We start from the raw sequence: 1,123 nt of genomic DNA on the forward strand, positions 1-1,123 counted from the left end.
GGCGACCAAGTGTTGAAAGCATTTGCAACTCGATTGAAGAAAAGCATTCGTAACAGCGACCGAAAAACCGATAAACATGATTACTCCATTGCGCGCTTCGCAGGCGATGAGTTCGTGTTAATGCTTTACGACGTGCGCAGTAAACAAGACCTAGATGGCATTTTGGATCGCATCGTTAATTTGTTCCCAAAGGGATATCAAAACTACGATACCTATAATGAGCTGACGATGAGCGTAGGAGCCGCAATCTATAAACAAGACGCCAACGATTTATCAGAGCTTACCCGCTGCGCAGACAAAGCGATGTATGCCGCGAAACACACGGGTAAAAATCAGTACGCGTTTTACGAACATTGTTCTCATGCTGGTGAGCTGCGCAAACAACAAGAATCAATGCTTGAGATGACAGAGGCGTGCTAAGCCTCTGTGAGTCGCCCGATTATGCAAAAAAGTGCATCGCCCACAACCCAAGCGCTAAAAACACGATCAACCAGAAGTCTTGACGCGCCCGGCTTGGTTTTCCTTGTTGTGGTGCAATCACTGGCTTAAAAGCTCGCTCCTTCATTTTTCCGACCAAGCTTTTTTCTATCGCCTGTTTGTAAAACTTGCGTCTTTTGTGCGCCGCGTTCGCTACTTCAGTAAAGCGGTGTCGCTGTTCATTCGTTAAATCGCTCGCTTCGTAGCGAGGAGGGAGATCAGAATGCTTGCGTTGTACTGCCATCACTTCCTCCTTGGTTGATGGGTGTACTTATACTAAGTATATACACAGTTGCGCATAAATAGCGCCAAGATACCGAATTCTAAGCGATATCTCGTGCGCCAGTTCAAGGAAATTACGCAACTAAAAAAGCCACCCGAAGGTGGCTTAAAGCAATTCAGCATTTGTACCGATTATAGGTATTCGCACAAGTAAGCCGTTGCGTCTTTCACTTGCAGCTCAAATGATGAGTTACCTTCAACATCAAACGACTCACCGCTGCTGTAGGTTGTCCAGTCGGCTTCACCTACGCGTTTCACCACGAGAGCACCTTTAACGACTGTCATGCGCTCAGGAGCCTGCGTACCAAATGTGTACTCGCCCGGAAGCATCACACCGACACTAACATCCTGTCCGTGCTGGTTA

General features: G+C 47.3%; 3 protein-coding genes. 1 reads left to right on the forward strand and 2 read right to left on the reverse strand.

The genetic code is table 11. The features are described 5' to 3' along the window. On the forward strand, window positions 1–420 hold a 420-nt coding region (locus R7070_RS26205), incomplete at its 5' end, for a GGDEF domain-containing protein (RefSeq protein WP_318141515.1). A 19-nt stretch (window positions 421–439) separates the two neighbouring features. On the opposite strand, the gene R7070_RS26210 is transcribed toward R7070_RS26205, so the two are convergent. Both R7070_RS26210 and R7070_RS26215 read right to left on the reverse strand, forming a co-directional pair. Further along, on the reverse strand, window positions 440–721 hold the full coding sequence (locus R7070_RS26210; RefSeq protein ID WP_318141516.1) for a hypothetical protein: 282 nt from the start codon (window positions 719–721) through the stop codon (window positions 440–442). Between the two features lie 170 nt (window positions 722–891). Next, window positions 892–1,123 (reverse strand): pyrimidine/purine nucleoside phosphorylase (locus R7070_RS26215; RefSeq protein WP_318141517.1); only part of this gene is annotated, 232 nt, incomplete at its 5' end.

It is taken from the genome of Vibrio sp. 1557, assembly GCF_033340175.1.
Lineage (GTDB): Bacteria > Pseudomonadota > Gammaproteobacteria > Enterobacterales > Vibrionaceae > Vibrio > Vibrio alginolyticus.

What these genes read in the sequence shown, in the direction of transcription:
- R7070_RS26210 (WP_318141516.1), bottom strand. Translation starts at nt 721, where the DNA reads ATGGCAGTACAACGCAAGCATTCTGATCTCCCTCCTCGCTACGAAGCG.